This window comes from Larkinella sp. VNQ87 (assembly GCF_049445795.1).
In the GTDB taxonomy this organism is placed as follows: Bacteria; Bacteroidota; Bacteroidia; order Cytophagales; family Spirosomataceae; genus Larkinella.
The window spans coordinates 409,564-432,738 of the sequence record NZ_JBMSDT010000002.1 but is presented as its reverse complement, the minus strand read 5'-3'; the positions used below and the strand labels follow the sequence as shown (position 1 = coordinate 432,738).

The following is a 23,175-nucleotide window of genomic DNA, read 5'->3' as shown; positions in this document are numbered from 1 at the left end:
CCGGCGGGGGCCGGGGATGTCAGTGCTGTCGTAAAAAAAAGTTGAATTTTCAGGGGTTGACCCACAAGCATTTGCAGTAGCGACATTGCCGTTGATTGAGCAGGTCGGTGAAAGGAACGTACCCTAAAAATTGCTGGCAGTTGGGATTGGGACATTTGTAGTCGCGTCGGAAGGCTTCGTCGAGAACCTGCACCCGTTCACTGGTATTGAACACGTACGCGTCGATCAGGGCTGCCAGCGGAAAACCGGCGTAGGGTACCCAGCCAATGGCCACGCGAATCCAGGCTTTTTTCTTGGGATCACCGGTTAAAATTTCCTGTTTAGCGACCGTATACTGTTCAAAATGCCAACTCAGCCGCTTGAATTCCTCCGCAAAAACCATCGGCCTGGCTCCTCCGGCAGGCGGTTGAAGGGGTTGATTAACCAAAGGCAGTCCCGACGGCGGTAACACAGGGCGGGGCTGTGAAGGGGCCTTCGCGCGGTCGAACAACGCCTGCACATCCAACCGGACGATGGTACCCAGCACGACCAAACTGCTGGGTGTGATGAGTTTCTGGACGATCCGGCGGCCGTCTACCTCCGTTCCGTACGTCGAGCCTAAGTCTTCCAGCAATCCCAGAAAATCGGTGTAGAGGGTCAGTCTAGCGTGGTAACGGCTAATACCCGGTTTTTCGAGCACCAGGTCGTTGTCCTTGTTTTTTCCGATACGAATCACTTGTAAGGCCGGTTGCTTCAGCGCATCGGGGTTCATGGGTAAGGTTTAAGGTTTATGGTTTAACGTTTAAGGTTGGAAGTTTGACGTTTGGGATGGCGGGGCGAAGCAACCTGAAACATTAAACCTCAAACCTTAAACCTATTCTTTACCAGCGAATGAAATATTCTCTCAGGCGTTTCTGGGCGTCGGCATTGCCGAGTCGGGCGGCCCGTTTGTAATACTCGACGGCGACCGACCAGTTGCGGACAACGCCTTGTCCGTAATCGTAGAGGTAGCCCAGGTTGTAGAGCGAATACACGTTATTCTGGGTGGCCGCTTTCTCGTACCAGAAACGGGCAGTTGCGTAATCGACTCCGTTGCCGCCGATGTACCCGAAGTAATAGAGTACCCCCATCGAATTCTGCGCGTCGGCGTAGTTCTGCCGGGCGGCTTTCCGATACCAGTATTCGGCCAGCGAATAATCCTTGTTCACCCCAGTGCCGTACTGGTAGGCCAATCCGAGTTTGAATTGCGCCCCGACATCGCCGTCTTCCGCGCCATCCCGGTACCACCGAACGGCTTCGTAGTGATTTTGGCTGACGCCGAATCCGTTCGCGTATAGTTCGCCGAGGTTGTACTTGGCGCGGGCAATGCCTCCGGCGGCCGCGCGTTCAAAACAATCCCGGGCCATCTGATAATCCTTCTCAACGCCCAGCCCATCCCGGTAAAACACGCCAATGTTGCTTAGACTGAGCAAATACCCCTGCTCGGCGGCTTTTCGGTACCAGTGCAGGGCTTCGGTGTAATCTACCTGCGTTCCGAGCCCGGTTCCGTACATATACCCGAGGTAATTCATGGCTTCGGGCGTCATAAAATACGATTCGCGGTTTTCGTAGATCAGATGAAACGCTTCGGTGTATTCACCTTTGCCCGCCAGTTCGACCCCCTTTGCAATTTCGCGTCTCACGTTCTGGACCCACAGCCCGGCCAGGACCGCGCCAACGAGGAGTACGCCGGTAGCAATCAGCAGGGCTTTCCGCAGGGGGCGGGGTTTGGGGACCACATCCCGGCGGTTAACGTCCGTCTGGTGAGGAGCATCGGTTTTCGGCGGGTCCACCGGCGCGGGTTGTTCGGTTATGTTCCGGACATCGGGGGGCAGGTTCGGGTGGTTCGGGTCGGCTTTGACGTAGGTTTTTTCGTCTTGGTCGTTTCCGTCGAATTCGACGGGTTTGAGGCCGGTCAGCGCGTCTTTCATGTCGGCGCAGCTCTGGAAGCGGTCGGCGGGATTCTTGCGGGTCGCTTTCTGAATGACGGCATTGGTACGCTCGGAAACCCCCGGTATCCACGGCAACGGTTTTTTAACGATCTCAGCCTGAACGGTAAACGACGAACCAAACGAATCGTCGTACGGTTTTCGGCCCGTCAGAAGCGCGTAGAGTGTAACGCCCAGGGAGTAAATATCGGTTCGGTAATCGATGGCTTTTGGCGTGGTGATCTGCTCCGGACTCATGTACTGCGGGGAACCGATGTGGGTATTCGTATCGGTCATTTCCAGGTTGGAATCGACAAGTTTGGCGATTCCGAAGTCCATCACCTTGATCTGCTGGTCGCGGGTCAGAAACAGGTTCGACGGTTTGAGGTCGCGGTGAATGTAATTTTTCGCGTGAACGTACGCCAGGGCGTCCAGAATAGAAACAAACCATTGGATGGCCTGCGACTCGGATACCGGGCCCTGTTCGATCAGATACCGACCGAGATCCTCGCCCTCCAGGTACTCCATGATGATGGCCATCGTGGTGCCATCTTCGTGATAATCAAACACCTGGCGGATGGACGGGTGTTCCAGACTCACCATCATTTTGGCTTCGAGCCGGAATCGTTCCGCCAGTTTTTCCTTGGCTTCCATCCCGGGCTTAAGCACTTTAATCGCAAAGCGTTTTCCGAGAAGATTCTCGGCGTACCAGACGGTTGCCATGCCACCTTCGCCTAGTTTCTGGCTTAGCTTGTAAGAAAGAAATTGCGTTTGCATAAGAACTGAAGTAAGAGCTGTGAAGATTATGATCAGCCGCAACTGGCCTTGTCATTGATTTCATCAAGCTTCCCGGTCAAATGTCATTGACTATTCTTTTAAAAAATAAGACCTACTTATGTGTCTGTCTTTCATTGCTTTAATTTTGGGCTTGTTCGAGGGGTGCCAACGGGCGGAGTAAATAATCGAGCCTAAAAAAACACCTCAAATTCCTGGTTGGGGCCTGAACGGACAATAGTTAGTACTAACGATTTTACTGAATAGCGGCATCAGAAATAAAGCTCGGGATGGCCCCGGGCCGATCTGAACGGAACATACCGGGACAATTGTTAACTTGCTGTACCAACAGCCGTATCTCTTTGTGCAAGCGCAGCCACTGACATTTTCATTTGCGGAAGAAACGACCTATTTCGCCGACCTGATCATCCCCGTGCCGATTCCGCGGCTGTTTACCTACCGCGTCCCGCGCGATATGGTGGATCGGCTGAAAGTGGGCGCGCGCGTGATCGTGCCGTTTGGGAAAAACCGGGTCTATACGGCCGTTGTGGGGCGTATTCACCACCAGCCGCCGAGCACCTACCAGGCTAAATACATTCTGGAACTGCTCGATGAATACCCGCTGGTGACGGCCTACCAGCTCGAACTGTTTGAGTGGATGGCGGAGTATTACCTCTGCAACATCGGCGAAGTGCTGAACGTGGCCCTGCCGTCGGGACTGAAAATCACGAGCCAGTCGAAGGTGCAGTACAACCCGGATTTCGATTACCCCGACCTGCTGACGGACGAGGAAGCGCGGCTGCTCGACGAACTGAAGAAACACCCGGCGCTCTCGTACGAGGAACTGGGCCGGTTGGTGGGTGAGACGAACGTGCCGACGACGATCAAATCGCTGGTCGGGAAACGGGCGGTGATCGTGTTTGATGAGGTGCGCGAAAAGTACGTGCCGAAGATGGTCCGGAAGGTCCGGCTGACGGAGCGGTATGAGAGCCGGGAACAGGTGCTAGCCTTGATTAACGGACTGGACAAGTCGCCGAAGCAGCAAGAGGTGGTCATGAAATACCTGAGCCACATACCGGTACACACCAACCCGGTTTTGAATCGAAAAGGGCTGGACAAAACCGTGCTGAACCAAGACGACGAGGTGTCGCAGTCGTCGTTGCAAACGCTGATCAAAAATCAGGTGTTTGAAACGTTTGAGGTGATTGTGCCCCGTTTCGGCGACGATAATTCGCCCAGCGTAGAAGTGAAACTGACTGAGGTTCAACAACGAGCCTGCGACCAGGTGCTGAGCCAGTTCAACGAAAAAGACATTGTGCTGCTGCACGGCATTACCGGTAGCGGCAAAACCGAGGTGTATATTAACCTGATTCAGAACGCGCTGGAAAGCGGTTCACAGGTGTTGTATCTCTTGCCCGAAATTGCCCTGACGACCCAGATTGTGGTTCGGCTGAAAAAGGTCTTCGGCGATAAAATGGGCATTTACCACTCGAAGTTTTCGGACAACGAGCGAGTGGAGGTCTGGAAAGGCATCGTGTCCGGACAATACCAGTTTGTGGTGGGCGTTCGCTCGGCGGTTTTTCTGCCGTTCGACAACCTGGGGCTGATTATCGTGGATGAAGAGCACGAAACGTCGTACAAGCAGCACGACCCGGCCCCGCGCTACCACGCCCGCGACGTCGCCATGATGATTGCCCACTGGCAAAAAGCCAAGGTGCTGCTCGGCTCGGCCACACCCTCGGTTGAAACCTATTACCACGCGCAGCAGGGCCGCTATGGGCTGGTCGAACTGCTCGAACGCTACGGCGATGCGATGCTGCCTGACATTGTGCTGGTCAACACGCGGATTGAACGGCAGCAGAAGAAGATGAAAAATGAGTTTTCATCAGTCTTGCTCGAACACCTCCAGCATAACCTGGAGCGAAAGGAGCAGAGCATTCTGTTTCAAAACCGGCGCGGATATTCGCCCTACCTGCAATGCGAAGACTGCGAGTGGACGAGCCGCTGCCCCAACTGCGACGTGAGCCTGACCTACCACATGCGCGACGCCGAGCTGCGTTGCCACTACTGCGGCCACAAAGATCCCGTGCCGAAAAGTTGCCCGGCCTGCGGGTCGGTGAAGGTCAGAACGATCGGTTTTGGGACTGAAAAGCTGGAAGACCAGTTGCAGATTGTGTTTCCGGACGCCCGGATTCAACGGATGGATTTGGACACGACGCGGGCCAAAAACGCCTACCAGCAGATTATTTCGGAGTTCGAGGGCGGCAACGTCGATATTCTGGTCGGCACGCAGATGATCAGCAAGGGGCTGGACTTCGGTAACGTCAGCCTGGTCGGGATTTTCGACGCCGACCGGATGATTCACTACCCGGAATTCCGGGCCGTCGAGCGGGCGTTTCAGATGATCACGCAGGTGAGTGGCCGGGCCGGTCGCCGGGCCGACCGGCGGGGTAAAGTGCTGATCCAGACCAGCAATCCGCAACAGGCGGTTTTGCTCCGGGTGCTGGAAAACGATTATAAAGGGCTGTTTGAGGAAGAGATTGTGGAGCGGCAGAACTACAACTACCCGCCGTTTTCGCGCCTGATCAAGCTCACGGTGCGGCATAGCGAGCAAACCGTTAGTCAGCAGGCGGCCCAGCGGCTGGTGGATCAACTGACCGAGAAACTCGGTTCGGCGCGGGTGCTGGGGCCGGAGGTGCCGCTGGTCGAGCGGATTCGCAACCAGTTTTTGTACACGATTCTGATCAAACTCGAACGCACCATCAGCCCGAAAGCGGCCAAAGTGTTCATTCAGGAAAAAATCAACGAATTGCTGAGCGACAAGGGTTTAAAAGCCGTGACGGTGGTGGCCGATGTGGATTGTTTGTAAAATATAAAAAAAAGTTCGCTCACCAGCGGCACAATTGTATCGCGTACCGCTGGTGAGCGAATGGGTTTCCTTACTTCCAGCCACCCCCCAGAGCCCGGTACACATTCACCATGGCATTCATCTGCTGCATTTTCGTCTCGACCAGGTCAAACCGGGATTCGAGCGCATCGCGCTGGGTCAGCAGCACCTCCATGTAGTCGGCGCGGGCCGAACTGAAAAGTCGGTTGGAAATCGTGATGGACTCATTCAACGCCTGGACTTCGTTTGCTTTCACGCCGTAACTTTTTTCCAGGTTACTGATTTTGGAAAGCTGATTGACCACCTCCATGTAGGCATTTAACAGCGTTCGTTCGTACTGGTAAACCGCCTGAATCTGCCGGGCGTTGGCGTTGGCGTAGGTCGCTTTAATGGCATTCTTGTTAACGACCGGTCCGGCCAGATCGCCGACCAGCGATGCCAGCAGCGATTCGGGCAGGGTTGCCAGATAAACCGGGTTGAAAGCCTGCACACCCAGGCTGGCGGAAATGCCCAGCGAGGGGTAAAAATTGGCCCTGGCTACCTGAATATCCAGCCTGGCGGCTGCCAGCTCCTGCTCGGCCTGGCGGACATCCGGGCGGTTTTCGAGCAACTGCGCGGGCAGACCCGCCTGAATAGCGGCCGGAACCAGCTTCTCAAAATTCTGGTGATCGCGGACAATCGGTTGCGGATACCGGCCCAGCAAAAAGTTAATGCGGTTTTCGGTTTCGACGATTTTCTGCTGAATGTCGTACTGAAGATTCTGCGTATTCAGCACCTGGGCCTGAAACCGCCGGACCGCCAGTTCAGTCACCCGCGTGGCTTCCTTTTCCAACTGGACGATTTTCAGCGCGTTCGTCTGAATCTCAATGTTTCGCCGGAGAATGTCCAACTGCGTATCGAGCGCCAGCAGTTCGTAGTAGGAGTTGGCAATTTCGGCGACCAGGTTGGTGACCATGAAATTTTTCCCCTCTACCGAAGCCAGGTACCGGTACACGGCGGCTTGCCGGGCATTGCGCAGTTTGTGCCAGATATCGACCTCCCAGCGGGCATAGGCGGCCACCCGGAAGTCGGGCAGCGGATCGGGTACTTTTCGACCCGGTTTTATTTCACTGGCCTCCTCGGCGGCTCCCAGCCGCGTGTAGCGGGGCGTTTTTTCGATGCCGGGGCCACCGCCAATCCCGACAAAGGGTCGGTATTCCCCCTGCCGGGCGCTGACTTCGTTGCGCGACATCTCAATCTCCTGCAACGTAATGTTCAGTTCCTGGTTATTGCGCAGGGCCGTGTCGATCAGGGCAATCAGGTTGGGGTCGGTAAAGAACGCCTGCCACCGGACTTGAGCGCTATTGGCCGAGTCGAGCGAGTTGGAATAACTCGCCGGAACAGAACGGTTCTCGGTTTTCTGGGCCAGACGCGGGACACTGCAACCGACCGTACCCAGGATAAGCAGCGCGATCCCCAGGCCGTTCAGAATTCGTTGATTATTTGTTGATTTCACTTTCTTCGGGTTGGGGGAAACGGTCTACGGAATGGACAAACTCTTCGGTCAGCGGATCATCTTCTTCATCCCGGATCAGCTTGCGGCCATCGGCCAGATGACCAAAGATGTAATACAAACCGGGAATGATGATGACGCCGAAAATGGTCCCGAACAACATACCGCCGAGGGCCGACGCGCCAATCGTCCGGTTTCCGATCGCACCCGCTCCCGTGGCAATGATCAGCGGAATCAGACCGGCCACGAAGGCGAAGGAGGTCATCAGGATCGGGCGGAAACGCACCCGGGCGCCTTCGATGGCGGCATGCAGGATGGTTTCGCCCTGCTGTCGTTTCTGAACGGCAAACTCGACGATCAACACCGCATTTTTCCCCAACAGACCGACGAGCATGATGAGCCCAATCTGGGCGTAGATGTTGTTTTCCAGCCCCATCAGTTTGAGCAGCAGAAACGAACCGAATACCCCAACAGGCAGCGAGAAGACCACGGCCAGCGGAATGATAAAGCTTTCGTACTGCGCAGCCAGTACAAAGTAGACGAAGGCCAGCACGATCAGGAACACGTACAAAGCCTCATTTCCGCGGATCGACTCATCGTAGGAAAGTCCTTCAAACGCGATGTCATAGCCTTTGGGCAGGGTTTTGGCGGCCACTTCCCGAATCGCCTGGATGGCTTCGGCCGTGGTGTAGCCCTTCGCCGGAAGGCCCTGGATGGCGGCTGAATTGTAGAGGTTAAACCGGGTAATCTCGTTCGGCCCCTGCCCTTTTTTCAGCGTCATGAAGGCCGAATAAGGCACCATTTCGCCCGCTTCGTTCTTGACAAAAAGCTTCAACAGGTCGGAGGGAAGCCGCCGGAAACTGGGGTCCGACTGCACGTAGACCTTAAAGAACTGGTTGAACTTAATAAATCCCTGTTCGTATGTACTGCCAATCATGATGTTCAGGTTCTCCATCGCTTTCCCGATCGACACGCCTTTTTGCATCGCCAGTTTGTTGTCGATTTCGAGTTCGTATTGCGGATAATTGGCCGCAAAAAACGTGAACAGACCCGTCAGCTCTTTCCGTTTGCTCAACGCATCCATGAAGTCCTTGTTGATTTTATCGAATTCGCGGTAGTCGGTGTCGGTGGTTTTGTCCAGCAAGCGCATCGAAAAACCGCCTGACGTACCGAAACCGGGGATGGCCGGGGGTTCAAAGAATTCGACCGTCGCGCCGAGTCCCTTCGATTTCACTTCCAGTTCTTCCATGATTTCCTTCACGTTGTGATCGCGCTCCGACCAGGGTTTCAGGTTGATCAGACACGTCCCGGCGTTGGAACCGCGCCCTTCGGTCATGATCTCGTAGCCAGCCAGCGAAGAAACCGATTGGATGCCCGGCACTTCTTCGCAGATTTTCTGAAGCCGTTGCGACACCTCATTGGTTTTTTCCAGCGTTGAACCCGGAGGAGTCTGAATGATGGCGTAAATGGTGCTCTGGTCTTCGTTCGGAATAAAACCGGCGGGCAGCACCTGGTTTTCGTAGAAAATTCCCGCCCCGAAGGCCAGCAACACCCCGAACGTCACCACGCGTCGGTTGACGATCAGTTTCAACAAACCCACATACCGGCCGGTCAGGTTGTCGAATCCCCGGTTGAAGCGATCGAACGCCCGGGTCAGCAGGTTTTTCTTCTTGGTGTGTCCATGATGGTTTTTCAGCAACATGGCACACAAAACGGGCGTCAGCGTCAGGGCGATCAGGGCCGAAATCACAATGGAACTCGCCATCGTGATGGAGAACTGCCGGTAAAACGTTCCGACCGGCCCCGACATAAACGAAATCGGCAGGAAGACCGATACCATGACGGCCGTAATGGCGATAATCGCTCCGCTAATCTCGCCCAGCACTTTTTTAACGGCACTGAAGGGCGAGAGGTGCGGTTCTTCTTCCATCTTGGCATGCACGGCTTCCACCACCACAATCGCATCGTCGACCACAATACCGATAGCCAGCACCAGAGCAAAGAGCGTAATCAGGTTGATGGAAAGCCCGAAAAGCTGAATGACAAAAAACGCCCCGATCAACGAAACCGGAACCGCCAGAATCGGAATGAGCGTCGAGCGCCAGTCGCCCAGGAATACAAACACCACCAGGGCAACAAGAAGAAATGCGTCCCGCAACGTATGAATCACCTGCTCAATCGACGCATCCAGAAATTGTGAAACGTCATAACTGATTTGGTAATCCATGCCCGGCGGAAAGGAGGCTTTCATGTCATTGAGCTTCGCCTTCACTTCATCGATGACCTCGCTGGCGTTACTGCCGTAGTTTTGCCGCAACACAATAGCCGCCGAAGCGTGACCGTCCAGGTTCGAATAAATGTCGAAGAATTCACTGCCCAGTTCGACTTTAGCGATATCCTTCAGGTGGATGCTTTCGCCTTCGGCATTGGCCCGGATGATAATGTCTTCGTACTCCTTCGGTTCGCTGTACCGGCCTTTGTAGGTAAGCACATACTCCAGCGATTGGGCGGCAATCCCGGAGCTTTGACCAAGCCGGCCTGGTCGACCGATGATGCTTTGCTCGCCCAGGGCCTTCATCACTTCTTCGACGGAGATGTTATAGGCCCGCATGCGGTCGGGGTTGAGCCAGACACGCATGGCATACCGGCGGCTCCCCAGGATTTGTGCCCTTGCCACCCCCCGGGTCCGCTGAATCTCCGGGATCATTTTCACGGTGGCGTAGTTGAACAGGAATTTTTCGTCAATCCGCTTATCCTTCGAATAAAGGTTGACGTACATCAACATACTGGGTTGGATGGGCGTAATGATCACCCCTTCGCGCTGAACCAGTTCGGGCAAGAGGGGCATGACCTGGTCGACCCGGGTTTTGACCCGGATAACCGCATCGTTCGGGTCGGTCCCTGGTTCGAAGATGATTCGGAGGGTGGCCTCCCCGGCGCTGGTGGCATCCGTAGCGATGTACCGCATGTCCTGCACGCCGTTGATGGCCTGTTCCAGCGTAATCAGTGTGGATTTAACCAGCACATCGGCGCTGGCTCCGGGATAGGCAATGAAGATATTGACGGTAGTGGGCGCAATATCCGGGAACTGCGAAATCGGTAATTTCTTGATTGCCAGGATGCCTATAAAGACAATCATGACCGATAGGACAATCGCGAATACGGGCCTGCGGATGAATTTACTAAACATATCCTTGTGTTTTGTACAACGGAGCGCTGCTCCGTTGAGTCATAAGATGACTAGGGTGTTACTACTGCCTAAAAATTCAACGGAGCAGCGCTCCGTCGTACTTATTCGGCATACAGGTTTAAATGGGAGAGAACCGATTCCGGCTGCAGGAATTTGCAGTGTATTTTTTCGTTTTCGCGTACTTGGCGTAAGCCTTCCAGCAGGATTTTATCATCTGGTTGAAGGCCGGATTGTACAGCGAAGATGTGGGGCATTTCCGCGGCTATTGTAATTTCCCGCGACCGAACTACGTTGTTTTTATCCACCACATACACATACTTTTTTTCCAGCACTTCAAAGGTGGCTTTCTGCGGGATTAGCAACGCATTTTTAAGGGCCGTAGTCATCTGAACATTGCCGGTTTCACCGTGTCGTAGTAACCGGTTTGGATTGGGAAAAGTCGCCCGAAAAGCAATGTTGCCGGTTTCGTTGTTAAAGTCAGCTTCAATCGTTTCCACTTGTCCCGAATAATTGAACAGTTTATTGTTTGCCATCAGCAGATTTACTTTCGTGAAATCGCCTTTCTGAACCTTGGTTTTGTATTCCAGGTATTCGGCTTCCGGTACATTGAAATACACCCACATTTTGCTGTTGTCAGACAGCGTTGTCAGTAAATCACCTTCGTTGACGAGGCTTCCTAGCCGCACCTGAAAGTGGTCCATAATGCCATCGAACGGAGCCCGGATTTGGGTAAAGCCTAAATGAACCTGGGCTAAGGCCAGTTCGGCTTTGGCCTTGTCGAGCTTGGCCTTGGCCAGCGCCAGTTCATTTTTGGAAACCACATTGCTATCAGCCAGCGATTTGGTGTTTTTGTACTCTATTTCCGCGAAATTGGCCTCCGCCTGCGCTTTTTGCTGTTCGGCCTGGTATAGCATGGGCATGATTTGAAACATGAGCTGCCCCTTGTGGACTAGCTGCCCTTCATCGACAAAGATTTTCTGTAAATAGCCTTTTTCCAAAGCGCGCAACTCAATGTGGCTGATGGAGCGAATTTGACTGACGTAATTCCGGACAATTGTCGTATCCTTTTTTAGCGGACTGGTGACCAGAAACTCAGTTTCTTCTTCTTTTTCTTCTTTTTTGGATTCACAGCCGGTGTGGAGTAACAACACGCACAGGCTCATGATCATCATGATTTTTTTCATGAGGATTTGCATTTAATAGTAGGGGATTTACGGAAAAAATAGTCAGGCGTCGGCAGAATAATGCTACGGATCTGGGCTCGGGATTTGACTTCCGGTTTATGATAAAAACCGGCAAAAGTGCATGTACGTCAAGATTAAGTCAATCGACTTTGCCGATTGGAAACTTTCAATCAAACTCTGATTACGCGAAGTAGAATATGCCTGTCCGGGAAGGAGTAGGGGAAAGACCTGTAGGAGAAAGAAAATTTTTTAGTACGGCAGAGGTATACGATAACTAGTTGATTTAAAAAAGTAAAGGTACATGCCTTCCTATACTTCTTTAGAGAAGTTAATTTATCATCCTCCTCGCTTTCCTCTATATAAAGGTTTTCATTACCATTCAGCCCCAAAAAGATATGTCTGTCGATTACTTTGGGGCTGGTCGATGTACAATCAAAGCGAATGTATTCAGTCTTTTGATGCAGGATTTCCGGTTGATTCTGATCTGACGTTTCCGGTTTATCTGCATAAACATATCCCCATCCGCTCAGTAGAAGAATGCACAGTGTTAGAATATATTTCCTTCCGGCTTGAATCATCTCGGTGTTCAGCTTAGCCAGGTACAAACAGACCTGTTGCGCTTTGGATAGGAGGTATTTTAAAAGACACTACAAAGAGCGCTTCTGGTCCTTAATTGGGCGTTAAAGGCACGTTAAAAAGGGATTAAAATTGTTTCGAAACTTCTTTTTTATTGTAATATTTGGAGATTATTCTATTTTAATTTGAGAAATAGATAAAGAAGGCCGGGTCCGTCGACAGCGCATGTCGACACCGATGAAAATTTTGGTTTGGCGGAGACGGTTGGATGAGGTAAGGGGAAGCAGAACTGATGGAGACAAACGATCAAAACCGTACTCTAAGTGAACGGAAAAAACCGGCGCAGTGAAAACAGATACAGCATGACCTGAAACCGGGCCTGGGTGGCCTGGCAAGCCAACGTAAAGAGCACCAGCGGCTTGTTCTGGAACACGAGTAACGACAGGATTTTCAAGGCCATGAGTGTCGTGGCAGATGCGGAGTGAAGAAACGGGATCATGGTGTCAGACCAGCGCCTGGCGAAAAAGGTCTTCCCGACTGCGCAGAATACTCCGGTGGATTTCCGCCCCGCAACTGCCCGGCTCGTGTGATCCGAACGCCCGCAGACTCGTCGGCAGCGTATCGTACTTGGCCAGGGCCGCCAGCCAGCGGTCGCGGTCCTGGTACGGAGCCAGCAGCGCCCGGGCGCGGTTCAGATACCGGTGCTGGCGCGGTTTCCAGACGGGACGGAGCTGGTAGACAACGCCCTCGCCATTGAGCAACTCCGGCAGGGCCTGCGGGGGGGCCAGCGGCAGCAACTCGGCCAGCAGAAACAACCCCAGTTCGACGTTCAGCAACCGGTTGGCTACCTGGCCGGGCAACTCGTGCTGATAGCGGAGTTGCGTCGCCAGCGGTTCCTGCCAGTGCAGCAAAAACGGACTCAACTGGCGGGCGAGGGGAGCGTCGGACAAAGGCAGTGCGTTCATCATCGTGTTGTTTACCGTCGGTCAGGTCGACGTGTTGTTCATAACAAAAATGCACCTGGAAGAACGTAATCTTTTTACGTTGTCAACTTTTTTTTCAACTTTTTTTCAGCCTAGCACTTTCCGTAAAATGCTGACCCGGTTTCGCGAAAAACCGACGGTTTTCAACTGAAACCGGCTGCGGTCGCGGCTGATGTCGTAGGCTTGCAGATCAACGGGGGCCAGTATGTATAGTTCCAGCAATTGCTGCCAGCGGTGGGCATCGGTCAGGTGGGCCAGCAGCGCCAGACCCCGGCTGCGAAGTTTATGCTGGCGGGCAGTCCGGAAGTCCCAGGCGGGTTCGGAAGCCCGGAGCAAACCGGGCAGGGCGTCGGGCGCAGCCGTGGGAAGCAGTTCCGAAAGCAGAAACAAGCCGAGTTCGACATCCAGCAACTGGCGGGCCGAAAGCCGGGTTGGGCGGTGCGTGATGCGCCGGGAGGTCGAAGCTAGCGTTTGGGAGGTTGAGAGTGTAGCAGTCATGGATCGTTGTTGTTTGCTGTTCGGTTGAGGACGTTGAACGATACAAAAGTGGTTGGGCCAGAACGTATTCTTTTTACGTTGTTCTAATTTTTTGCCAAAAAAAATTCCTTCCTTGCAGCTAAAATAGTCTGACGTATGCCGATAACCCGTTCTGCCTTCCAGCGTTACCGCCTGATTGATGAAGTAATCAGCCGCCATCCGCGCCGGTATTCGAAGCAAAAGCTGTTCGAACTCCTGCGCGAACACTGCGGAATCCGTTCGGTATCATCGCTTGAAAAAGACATTCAGCGGCTGCGCGAGGACCACGACGCGCCCATTGCCTACGACAAACGCTGCAACGGCTACTATTACACCGATCCGCAGTTCCGGCTGCTTCGGCTGATGCTCACACCCGACGACATGGAAGCGCTTGATTACGCCCGCGAGGTGCTGGCGGCTACACAGGGCGCGCCGGTCGTGGCCGAACTGACCAATGCGTTGCAGAAGGTGCGGCAGAGCCTGGATATTGTCCGGGAAGTCCGGCCGGAAGACGGTAACACTCTGGGACCGGGCCGGAAAGTGGTGTACGTGGAAGAAAAAGTGCTGGGCGGAAACCGGCAGTACGTGCCGGTTTTGATCCGGGCCGTCAACCAAAACCGGCAGGTATCGTTTCACTACCGCAAGCACGACGGCCCGGTCCCCGAAACCGCCGGGGCCGAACGGCCCCGGATGCTGCACCCGATTCTATTGCGGGAAGTGGCCGATAGCTGGTACGTGATTGGCTACGACGAAAGCAGTGGTCGCGAAAAAACCTACGCCCTCGACCGCATGAGCGAACTGGAAATTCTGGACGAACCCTGCGCCGTGCCGGATGCGGTTTTGGCCTACGTGTCGGAGTTCTTCGAACACATTTACGGCATTACCGACACCAGCGACCCCGTGGAGGAAATTGTGCTGTCGTTTACGCCCCTGTTTGGCCGCTACGTGAAGGCCAAACCGATCCACCAGACGCAGGAAGTGCTGCGTGACGACGACACCGCCTGCGTGGTCCGGCTGCGGCTGGCCCCCAACCGCGACCTGCTGATGCACCTCCGTAGCTACGGCGAACACCTGACAGTGCTGCAACCCGAAAGCCTGGTGCGGATGATGACCGAGTCGTTGCGGGCGACGCTGGCGCGGTATTGAATCGGACGGTAGGTGTTGCCAAAGGTTTTATCGTTTTAGAAAATAAAATGGTTGAGCATAAATAGGTTACGTTTAGGTTCAACTATTTTTGTTTACGACTGACCTACAACCTGATTCATGGCGGCTAAACCGACTCTCGATTATCATTGGGCTAAAACGCTCTACGAACGGCATCCGGTTTTGGCCGCTTTTCGGAAACGGGCCGACGGTTTTCCGCTCCTGGTGTCGTTTCTGTTCGAAGCCTTTGAGTACCGTCGTCAAAACCGATATGTCCAGCCTGATCTCATCAACCGGCTCACGGATTTTTTGCTGGCGGCCGACCTCTTGGATGAGCAGACCAAACCGCCCCGCGATTATTTGGAGGAATGGACGAACGATGGGATGCTGCGACGGTTTTATGATGACCTGACCCACGAAGAACCTTTTTATGAACTTACGCCCGATGCGGCCCTGTTGCTGCGGTGGTTGCAGGAACTCGACCAGCATGAATTTGTCGGTACCGAGTCGCGGCTGCGGACGTTGCTGAGTTTGCTCGAACAGTTGGCCTACCGGAGTTCAACCGACAAAGCGTCCCGAATCGAGCAATTGCGCCGGGAAATCCGGGAGAAAGAAGCAGAGATCGCGCGCATTGAACAGGGGGAACTCGATGTCTGGGATTCGACCCAGGTCCGCGAGAATTTTCAGTTGGTGCAGGAAACCGCCCGGCGCCTGCTGGCCGATTTTCGGCAGGTCGAACACAATTTCCGGCAAATCGACGGGGAACTTCGCGACGAAATCCTGACGACTTCCCTTTCCAAAGGGCGATTGCTGGATAACCTGTTTGCCACGATCGATGCGCGGATCTGGGAGCGCGATCAGGGCAAGAGCTTTCGGGCGTTCTGGGAGTTGTTGATGAACCAGGCCCGGCAGGACGAGTTCGATGCCCTGGTGACGATGGTCACGCAACTGCCTGATTTGCAAACCGCCGATTTGCGTGATCTTGACCGACTCAAGTTCGATCTGCTGGAAGCCGGGAGCAGCGTCACCAAAGCAAATGATCTGATTGTAAAGAGCCTCCGCCGATTGATTGAAACGAATTTTTTTCGCGAACACAAGCATATTCTCCAGAAAGTCGAGTCGATCCTGGAATGGGCCGTTCGGGTGAAAGCCCGTCCGCCGAAAGACCGGGATCTGATGCTCATCGAAGGAAAACCGCAGCTCGATTTTTTCCTGAACCGCCCGTTGTTCAGGCCCGTATCGGGATCGGTGATCCGGTCGGAAGGCGTCGAAGCCGGGGAGGAAGACGCGGATGTCTCCCTGTTACTGACCGATGATGACGTGTCGCTGGAACGGCTGGAAAGTAACATTCAGCAGGTGCTGCGCCAGCGGTCGCAGGCGTCGCTGCCGATGGTGCTGGCGGAGTTTCCGCCCGAAAAAGGGCTGGCCGAAATTGTTGCATACCTGACCCTGGCGACGCAAAGTGAAGCCCAGGCCAAAGCCACGATCAGCGAGGAAGTCGGCGACGAACTGACGTATACGATCGACGGTGTCAGGCGGACGGTGAGATTACCGAAAATCCTGTTTATCCGCTGAATAACAGCGTGTTTTTATTGGTTGATTGTCCAACAAAAAATGTATGGATTCTGCTAAACTAGAAAGAGCACAAGTGTTGGGGGCACTTTACAAAGCCCCGATCTATCAGCATCAGGACAAACTGTGGCGGCTCCTGCTCAAACACCAGTACGAGGTTCGGAAGCATTTCGCTGAATGGGGCGGTGACCTGTATCTGGACGAAGCGGAAGGCTACGCCCGGGTGACGGAACTGGTCGTCGACGATGATATCCGGGAGCAGTTGCCCACGTTGATCGAGAAGCGTCCGCTCAACTACCCGACCACGCTGCTGGCGGTGCTGCTTCGTAAGCAATTGATTGAACACCAGCGGTTTTCGGGCGAAAATATACTGCGGGTCAGTCGCACAGAGATGCAGGAACAGTTGAGCCACTTTCTGAATAGCGGACAAACCGATGAAACCAAAGTACGTGACAAAACCAATGAGTCGATCAATACGCTCGAAAAATACGGGTTGCTGCGAAAACTTAGCAACGAAGGCGATGAATTTGAAGTCCGGCGGATTCTGAACTCGTTCGTTGACCTGGAATTTATGGCCGAATTCGAAGAAAAGCTCCGGCAGTACGCCCTCATCTACTTCAAACTACCGACCGACCATGACGCCGACTGACCCCTACGCCAAAGCCGGTTACCGCCTGCACCGCCTGGAAATTCTGAACTGGGGCACGTTTCACCAGAAAGTGTGGCAGGTGGAACCCCAGGGCGATAATGCCCTGATTACGGGCGACATCGGCGCGGGAAAATCCACGCTGGTCGATGCGCTGACGACCTTGCTAGTGCCGCACCAGAAAATCACGTGCAACAAAGCGGCCGGTTCTGAAAAGCGCGAACGAAACCTGAAATCGTACGTGCTGGGCGCTTTCAAAGGCGAAAAGCTGGAGACGTCGCACAAAAGCAAGGCGGTTTATCTGCGCGATCCGGCCACCACCCATTCGGTGTTGCTGGCTTATTTTTACAACCAGCACACGCAGCAGGGCGTCACGCTGGCGCAGGTGTTCTGGCTGACGGATGGCACGGAGTCGCCCCATAAATTTTTTGTCGTCTCGGAGCGAAATCTAACCATTCGGGAGCAATTCACCGGTTTTGAGAACATTCGCGACCTGAAAAGACGGCTGCGGGAGCAGAAAGAGGGTGTTTTCGATACGTTTGAAGACTACACGACCCGGTTTCGGGCGCTGCTCGGCATCCGGACGGAAGAGGCCCTGGAGCTCTTCTACCAGACAATTTCGATGAAGCAGGTCGCCAACCTGACCGACTTTGTGCGGGCGCAGATGCTCAGCAAAACCGACATCGACCAAACGATCGAGGAAGTGATCCACCGGTTTGAAGAGCTGAATGCCGCTTACGAAGCCGTGCAGCGGGCCCGGCGGCAGTTGCAACTCCTCGAACCGATCACCCAGCGGTTGGCAGAGTACCGCCAGCGGGAAACCGCCATTGCGGACCTTGAAGAACTGGCCGAAAAATTACCGCTGTTTTTTGCCTACCACAAAACGCAGATTTACCGCGAGGAACTGGAAGCCTGCGATACCTACTACGGAATCGAAGCGGGCAAGCGCGACCAACTGAATCAGGAAGTCGACGATTTGCAAAACCGCCTGCATGAGTTAAAACAGGATCGGGAAAACTCCTCGGCGGGTCGGCGGCTCAAGTCTATCGAACAGGAAATCGCCACGAAAACAACCCTCCGGGCGGGACGGGAAGCCAATGCCCGGCGGTACCGTGAACTGTGCGATACGCTGGGGTTATCCAATTCGCTCGATGTGGATACGTTTGCGACGAACCTGCGGCAACTTCATCCGTTGACCGAACGGATCGAAAAACAGCGCTCGGTTGCGCAAACCGAACGGGATCAGTTGGTAACCCAGCTTCAGAAACGGGCCGACGAACGGACCGAACTGCAAACCGAAATTGCGTCGCTGAAGCAGCGGAAAACCCAAATTCCGGACCGCTGGCTGGCCATCCGCCGACGCATCGCCGAGACCGCCGGACTGCCGGAAGCCGATCTGCCGTTTGTGGGCGAACTGATTCGGGTAAAACCGGAGGAAACCGCCTGGGAAGGTGCCATCGAGCGCCGGTTGCGCGGGCTGGGGCTGAGCCTGCTGGTGGCGGATGCGCAGTATGGCAGGTTGGTGGAAACGATGGAACGGATCACGCTGGGCGAGCGCGTGGTGTATTACCGGGCCATCGGCCACGAACTGCGTTATGCCGACCGGGTTTCGGGGCAGTCGTTGGTGAACAAGGTTGACATCAAAGAAGACAGCGCGTTTTTTGACTGGATCGATGCACAACTGCGGCAGGAGCATAACCTGATTTGCTGCGAATCGCTGGACGAATACCGCCGGACGCCCTACGCCATGACCCGCAACGGCCAGGTGAAAACCGGTAAGATGCGACACGAAAAAGACGACCGACGCGACCTGAACGACCGCCGGAATTACGTCCTGGGTTGGAGCAATGAGCAGAAGATTCGTGATTTGACGGCGGAGTTGGCCCAGTTGGATGAACGGATCGGGCAAACCAAGAAGCTATTTGATCAGCAGGAACAAAATTTGAAACGGTTAAGGGAGCAGGAAGATGCCGTCAATGACCTCCGCAAACACCGTGATTTTGCCGAGTTGGATTGGATGCGGACGGCTTTGGAGATTGACCAACTGGAAGACGAAAAGCAGTTATTGCAACAGCAATCGGACGAGCTGAGTCGGCTGGAAGAGGCCATTGCCAAAACCGATAAAGAGCTGAGTAATAAAAAAGTAGCCTTGAACAAACAGGCGGAGAACGTTGGAAAACTGAAAAATCAAACGACGACACTGGCTCAGAAATTATTCGATGCGCTCGATACCCTGGGCGTCATGAACAAGGATCTGGATTGGCTGGAATCCTTTTTCCGGAGTGATGACGATGTCATGGAGCAATTGCCGCTCTGGCTGCAACGACTCAATCGGCTCACCATTCCCGACAACCAGCTTTCGGAAGCCCAAAAAACCGGCCTTATTAATCGGTTGGGTGCGACGGATTTGAATGCCGGCAACATCGAGCGCAAACAGGACGAACTCCACAAACTGCTGACGGGCAAGCAGGGCGAAATCGGCGAATTGACGAAGCAAAAAAGTAAACTGGAGGTGGAGATTGTCAAGAAGATGCAGCAGTTCGGACACGAATTTCCGGTCGAGAGTCGCGATTTTGAAGCGAGTGCTGCGCCCACGGCCGCCCGCGACTACGAAGAATTGCACCGGCGCATTGCCGATGATGATTTGCCCCGCCATCAGGACCGGTTTCGGAAAGAACTCAAAGAAGGAACCATCAACAGCATCGCCATTTTGCAGATGCGGTTGGGCCGGTATGACAAGGATGTGCAGGACAAAATCAGCAAAATCAACGAGCGATTGTCCGATATTACCTACGATAACACGCTCGATACCTACATTCAGTTGGTGCCCGAACCGGTTACGACCTCGGATCTGATGACGTTTAAGAACGACCTGCGCAACTGTCTGAGCACGACCCCGGGTGATGCGGACAACTACGCCGAGCGTAAATTTACCGATGTTAAACTCATTTTGGATAAGCTGATGAGCCAGGATGAAGTGGATCGGCGGTGGCGCGAAAAAGTGACCGATGTCCGGCAATGGTACTCGTTCGGCGCCAGCGAACGGTACAAAGAAACCCAGGCCGAAAAAGAGTATTACAGCGATTCGTCGGGCAAATCAGGGGGGCAAAAAGAGAAACTGGCCTACACCATTCTGGCGTCGGCGATTTCCTACCAGTACAACATTACCTGGGAAGGTTCTCCGCGCACGTTTCGGCTGGTGGTCATCGACGAAGCGTTTGGGCGTGGTTCAAAAGCCAGTACGCGTTTTGGGCTGGAATTGTTCGGTAAAATGAACCTGCAACTGCTCATCGTGACCCCCGGCGAGAAAATCCGGACCATTGAAAATTACGTGCAACACGTTCATTACATCGCTAAAGGGACCAACGAAACCTCAAAAGTGCGCAACCTAACGATCCAGGCGTATCAGGAGGCAAATCGGACCGTCGCACGGGAGTTGCAAAAAACCGCCGTGAACGATGATCAGTCCTGAGGAAGTGCGGCAAAAAGCCGAACGCTGGTGGCCGGACGTGCTGCGCGCCTGGCTGGGCGGTACGCTGGAAACCTTTTTTCCGAAGGCAATTCCGCAGATCGGCCTGACCAGAGCCGCCGACAAACTGGCGCGGTTTGCGGCCATTCAGCAGGAGCAGGACGCGCTGCACCGGGCCTCCAGGGCCGTTGTCGGTTCTGGGTACACGTTGCACTGGAAGATAGAAAGCGGTCGTTCCGTGGGGCAAAACGCCTACATTACCGGTATCAGCGTCGCTACGCTCGATGACTTTCTACAGTTGATTGACCAAAAACCGGCTTTTCAGCGGTTCACCTCACTGGCTGAGCAAACGCGCGAAATTGTACCGGAACTGGAGCTTTGGTTGCATCAAAATCCGCTTCGGTTACTCGAAAATGCCGACGACTGGCCTCACTGGGTAGCGATTTGTCGGTTTTTTCGGGATACATATGAACCCGGGCGTTACTATGTTCGACAACTGCCTTTGCCGGTTCATACTAAATTTCTGGAAGAGCGACACGGTTTGCTGCTGAGTTTGCTGGGCGTTATGCGTCCCGACTTGCTTCAACCTGGGCAGAAAACGTGGCAGAAACGGCTGGGACTGCTCGTTCCCGAACCCATGATTCGCATCCGGGCGCTGGACGATACCCTCCGGCTGAACGGGGAACATGATGACTTTGGTTTGCCGCTGTCGGCCTTTGCCCGGCACAGCCAATCCGCAACGCAGGTGGTTATCTGCGAAAATCAATTGAATTTTCTGACATTTCCGCCCCTGTCTCAGGCCGTTGCGATCTGGTCGGGTGGCGGTTTTCAAATTGAATGTCTGGCCGAGGTAACGTGGCTGCGCGAGAAAACGGTTCTATACTGGGGCGATTTGGATGCGCACGGTTTTCAGCTATTGAACCAATGCCGCAAGCACTTTCCGAAGACTCAGGCGCTGCTCATGGATCAGGCCACGTTTGATGCGCATGACGACCTTGTAAGTGAGGGCGAAAAAACAACGGTGGTTTCGTTGCCCTTTTTGACCGAAGAAGAACAGACGTTATTCGGTTTATTGAAACGGAATAACTGGCGGATTGAGCAGGAGCGGCTGAGCGAGGAATGGGTACGGGAACAACTGCTAATCCATACTGGCGTTTCTGCCGCCGGTTTTGTAAATTTGATCAAGACCATTGACTGTACCCTTATGATTGCCACGCCAACGACACCCACCTTGCCGACTGACCTGCAAACCGTCGACGAGTTTGAAGCCTGGGAGCAGACGCACGCCCACGAAGGCGGCTATGAATTTGTGCGCGGCCGCATTATCCCAAAGCCCGCCATGAAACAAGATGAAATTTTTATCACCAGCTTTTTAGTTCGTCAGTTTTATCAATCTAGCCTGTCGAAACAAGGGAATGAATTGTTGCCTGAGTTGGATTCGTACGTAGATGGTGCCCGCAAGCGGATTCCGGATTTAACCTACGTCACCGCCGATCAGAAAGCGGCCATTCGCCGAAAAGAACGAATCAGTACGGTTTTCGCCATCGAAATTCTGTCGGATTCGGAATCGTACGAAGACGTGCTGGACAAGTTGCAGGATTATTTCGACGGGGGCGCGCAGTTGGTCTGGTACATTGCACCGAAGCGGCAGAAGATTTTTGCTTACACCTCGCCCGACGAGTCGAAAACCTACAAGGGGCAGGACGTGATATCGGCGGCTCCCATACTGCCGGATTTTCAGTTTGTCGTCGCGGAGATGTTTGCCTGAACCCAGAATCATGACGGTTTTTTGGCGGAAACCGGCGAAATCATGGGTGGTAACCCGTATGTTTGCGGAACTTGCTGCGACTCCTCATGAAAAAATACCGCCCCGCTGGTTGGCCTTCCTTCCTGGTTCTGGTTCTCACTGTTTTTTTCGTTCAGGGACTGCGTGTCGAAAAACCGCTTCGGGAAACCGGACCCAAAACCGGGGTTGATACAACGGGCTGGGCTTTTCCCTGCGACCAAAAGACCATTGAGCAATATACCGCCTACCGAACCACCAAACCGCCTGTGATCGACGGGAAACTGGACGAGGAAATCTGGACCAAACTGCCGCGCTCTCCCCGGTTTGTCGATCTGGTGTCGGGCCGTCCGACGATTCACGACACGCGGGCGGCTGTCTGTTGGGATACCGAAAACCTCTACGTAGCCTTCTGGGTGGAAGAACCCTTCATCAATGCCAAACTGACGACCTACAACGACCCGGTGTATACCGACAACGATGTGGAGGTGTTCATTGCCGGAAAAGACACGTATTACGAATTTGAAATCAACGCCTTAGGGACGATTTACGAAGCGTTTTTTATTTGGGAAGAAGCTTACCAGAAAGGCGGTTTTGCGCAGGATCTCCACTTTGCCCTGACCAACCCGAAGGTCCGGAAATTCAACGGCGTTGGCTTTAAAAAGCACCCGCGCGGGCTGCGGTACGGTTCCTGGGATTTCCGGTTTCCGGGCCTCCAAAGCGCCGTTGCCATCGACGGAACGATCAACCACAACGCCGACCGCGACCGCCGGTGGACCGTCGAACTGGCGTTTCCCTGGAAAAGTATGGGCGATCTCGCCAAAGCCGATAACCGGGCGCTGCCGCCGAAAAACAACGACCAGTGGCGGATTGACTTTTCGCGCTTTAACACCTACAAGGAAGCCGCTCCGGCCACCGACCACGGCGGCTGGGCCTGGAACGCTCACCGCGTCTGGGATTCGCACGTGCCGGAGTGTTTTCCGATGATTACGTTTTCGGGGAAGACGTTGTAGG

General features: G+C 54.1%; 15 protein-coding genes. 7 read left to right on the top strand and 8 right to left on the bottom strand.

Features of this window, described 5'->3' with window-relative positions; genetic code table 11:
• Positions 1-49: 49 nt before the first annotated feature.
• A complete protein-coding gene (locus tag ACO2Q8_RS04455) occupies positions 50-751 on the bottom strand; it encodes an FHA domain-containing protein (RefSeq protein ID WP_423343579.1) in 702 nt (233 codons plus the stop codon).
• 109 nt (positions 752-860) lie between these two features.
• Positions 861-2,723: a protein kinase domain-containing protein gene (locus ACO2Q8_RS04450; RefSeq protein ID WP_423343578.1), complete on the bottom strand. Its 1,863-nt coding sequence runs from the start codon at positions 2,721-2,723 to the stop codon at positions 861-863.
• A gap of 334 nt (positions 2,724-3,057) precedes the next feature.
• Here ACO2Q8_RS04450 and priA point away from each other — a divergent pair, with 334 nt between their 5' ends.
• Positions 3,058-5,589 carry a replication restart helicase PriA gene (gene priA / locus ACO2Q8_RS04445; RefSeq protein WP_423343577.1) on the top strand — a complete coding sequence of 844 codons (2,532 nt, stop codon included), beginning with the start codon at positions 3,058-3,060 and terminating at the stop codon, positions 5,587-5,589.
• Between the two features lie 70 nt (positions 5,590-5,659).
• Here the strand turns inward: priA and ACO2Q8_RS04440 are convergent, their stop codons facing one another.
• The 6 genes from ACO2Q8_RS04440 to ACO2Q8_RS04415 all read right to left on the bottom strand — a co-directional run bounded on the left by ACO2Q8_RS04440 (position 5,660) and on the right by ACO2Q8_RS04415 (position 13,530).
• On the bottom strand, positions 5,660-7,102 hold the full coding sequence (locus tag ACO2Q8_RS04440; RefSeq protein ID WP_423343576.1) for a TolC family protein: 1,443 nt from the start codon (positions 7,100-7,102) through the stop codon (positions 5,660-5,662).
• A complete protein-coding gene (locus tag ACO2Q8_RS04435) occupies positions 7,086-10,289 on the bottom strand; it encodes an efflux RND transporter permease subunit (protein WP_423343575.1) in 3,204 nt (1,067 codons plus the stop codon). The genes ACO2Q8_RS04440 and ACO2Q8_RS04435 overlap by 17 nt, the downstream gene beginning before the upstream one ends.
• Positions 10,290-10,390: 101 nt before the next feature.
• Complete coding sequence (locus ACO2Q8_RS04430; RefSeq protein WP_423343574.1) at positions 10,391-11,473, bottom strand: efflux RND transporter periplasmic adaptor subunit; 1,083 nt, start codon at positions 11,471-11,473, stop codon at positions 10,391-10,393.
• 895 nt (positions 11,474-12,368) lie between these two features.
• Complete coding sequence (locus ACO2Q8_RS04425; protein WP_423343573.1) at positions 12,369-12,548, bottom strand: hypothetical protein; 180 nt, start codon at positions 12,546-12,548, stop codon at positions 12,369-12,371.
• Positions 12,549-12,552: 4 nt separating this feature from the next.
• Positions 12,553-13,017 carry a hypothetical protein gene (locus ACO2Q8_RS04420; protein WP_423343572.1) on the bottom strand — a complete coding sequence of 155 codons (465 nt, stop codon included), beginning with the start codon at positions 13,015-13,017 and terminating at the stop codon, positions 12,553-12,555.
• A 102-nt stretch (positions 13,018-13,119) separates the two neighbouring features.
• Entirely contained in the window at positions 13,120-13,530 is a 411-nt protein-coding gene (locus tag ACO2Q8_RS04415; RefSeq protein ID WP_423343571.1) for a hypothetical protein, read from the bottom strand.
• A 135-nt stretch (positions 13,531-13,665) separates the two neighbouring features.
• On the opposite strand from ACO2Q8_RS04415, the gene ACO2Q8_RS04410 reads away from it, so the two are divergent.
• The 6 genes from ACO2Q8_RS04410 to ACO2Q8_RS04385 all read left to right on the top strand — a co-directional run bounded on the left by ACO2Q8_RS04410 (position 13,666) and on the right by ACO2Q8_RS04385 (position 23,174).
• On the top strand, positions 13,666-14,694 hold the full coding sequence (locus ACO2Q8_RS04410) for a helix-turn-helix transcriptional regulator (RefSeq protein ID WP_423343570.1): 1,029 nt from the start codon (positions 13,666-13,668) through the stop codon (positions 14,692-14,694).
• Positions 14,695-14,811: 117 nt separating this feature from the next.
• A complete protein-coding gene (locus ACO2Q8_RS04405; protein WP_423343569.1) occupies positions 14,812-16,266 on the top strand; it encodes a DUF3375 domain-containing protein in 1,455 nt (484 codons plus the stop codon).
• A 43-nt stretch (positions 16,267-16,309) separates the two neighbouring features.
• Entirely contained in the window at positions 16,310-16,912 is a 603-nt protein-coding gene (locus ACO2Q8_RS04400; RefSeq protein ID WP_423343568.1) for a DUF4194 domain-containing protein, read from the top strand.
• Positions 16,899-20,381 carry an ATP-binding protein gene (locus tag ACO2Q8_RS04395; RefSeq protein ID WP_423343567.1) on the top strand — a complete coding sequence of 1,161 codons (3,483 nt, stop codon included), beginning with the start codon at positions 16,899-16,901 and terminating at the stop codon, positions 20,379-20,381. Before ACO2Q8_RS04400 ends, ACO2Q8_RS04395 begins: the two co-directional genes overlap by 14 nt.
• Entirely contained in the window at positions 20,368-22,146 is a 1,779-nt protein-coding gene (locus tag ACO2Q8_RS04390; protein WP_423343566.1) for a Wadjet anti-phage system protein JetD domain-containing protein, read from the top strand. The genes ACO2Q8_RS04395 and ACO2Q8_RS04390 overlap by 14 nt, the downstream gene beginning before the upstream one ends.
• Before the next feature lie 86 nt (positions 22,147-22,232).
• On the top strand, positions 22,233-23,174 hold the full coding sequence (locus ACO2Q8_RS04385; RefSeq protein WP_423343565.1) for a carbohydrate-binding family 9-like protein: 942 nt from the start codon (positions 22,233-22,235) through the stop codon (positions 23,172-23,174).
• Position 23,175 lies beyond the last annotated feature (1 nt).

Coding starts and splice junctions, on each gene's coding strand:
- ACO2Q8_RS04455 (WP_423343579.1), bottom strand. CDS start 751: ATGAACCCCGATGCGCTGAAGCAACCGGCCTTACAAGTGATTCGTATC.
- ACO2Q8_RS04450 (WP_423343578.1), bottom strand. CDS start 2,723: ATGCAAACGCAATTTCTTTCTTACAAGCTAAGCCAGAAACTAGGCGAA.
- ACO2Q8_RS04435 (WP_423343575.1), bottom strand. CDS start 10,289: ATGTTTAGTAAATTCATCCGCAGGCCCGTATTCGCGATTGTCCTATCG.
- ACO2Q8_RS04430 (WP_423343574.1), bottom strand. CDS start 11,473: ATGAAAAAAATCATGATGATCATGAGCCTGTGCGTGTTGTTACTCCAC.
- ACO2Q8_RS04425 (WP_423343573.1), bottom strand. CDS start 12,548: ATGATCCCGTTTCTTCACTCCGCATCTGCCACGACACTCATGGCCTTG.
- ACO2Q8_RS04420 (WP_423343572.1), bottom strand. CDS start 13,017: ATGATGAACGCACTGCCTTTGTCCGACGCTCCCCTCGCCCGCCAGTTG.
- ACO2Q8_RS04415 (WP_423343571.1), bottom strand. CDS start 13,530: ATGACTGCTACACTCTCAACCTCCCAAACGCTAGCTTCGACCTCCCGG.
- ACO2Q8_RS04410 (WP_423343570.1), top strand. CDS start 13,666: ATGCCGATAACCCGTTCTGCCTTCCAGCGTTACCGCCTGATTGATGAA.
- ACO2Q8_RS04405 (WP_423343569.1), top strand. CDS start 14,812: ATGGCGGCTAAACCGACTCTCGATTATCATTGGGCTAAAACGCTCTAC.
- ACO2Q8_RS04400 (WP_423343568.1), top strand. CDS start 16,310: ATGGATTCTGCTAAACTAGAAAGAGCACAAGTGTTGGGGGCACTTTAC.
- ACO2Q8_RS04395 (WP_423343567.1), top strand. CDS start 16,899: ATGACGCCGACTGACCCCTACGCCAAAGCCGGTTACCGCCTGCACCGC.
- ACO2Q8_RS04390 (WP_423343566.1), top strand. CDS start 20,368: ATGATCAGTCCTGAGGAAGTGCGGCAAAAAGCCGAACGCTGGTGGCCG.
- ACO2Q8_RS04385 (WP_423343565.1), top strand. CDS start 22,233: ATGAAAAAATACCGCCCCGCTGGTTGGCCTTCCTTCCTGGTTCTGGTT.